This is a genomic window from Psychrobacter sp. S1-30-MNA-CIBAN-0213 (genome assembly GCF_040309845.1).
Lineage (GTDB): Bacteria > Pseudomonadota > Gammaproteobacteria > Pseudomonadales > Moraxellaceae > Psychrobacter.
Map to the genome: position 1 here is coordinate 1 of NZ_JBEOPE010000145.1, position 249 is coordinate 249.

A 249-nucleotide genomic window follows, 5' to 3' on the forward strand; every position below is an offset into this window, starting at 1 on the left:
GATTTAGCAGAGCGACCCATGCAATTGAGTGTCAAAGCAACGCTCACAAACGATATCAAAAAATCAGCTGGTCGTAAGGACTTTCAGCGCGGTGTTCTCACACAAAACGACGCTGGCAGTTATCAAGTTGAGTGCTTCTTAGGTCAGCAATCACATAGAATCAAACAGCTTAGCCGAGCGAATTGCTTTGTTGTTTTGGACAAAGACAGTGGTAATGTGGCATCAGGTGATAGCGTCATTGTGCAGCCG

At 45.8% G+C, this 249-nt stretch carries 1 pseudogene; it reads left to right on the forward strand.

What is annotated here, in order from left to right:
* Positions 1 to 18: 18 nt before the first annotated feature.
* Positions 19 to 249, forward strand: a pseudogene (locus AAEY87_RS14280) (molybdopterin molybdenumtransferase MoeA); the annotation flags it as partial.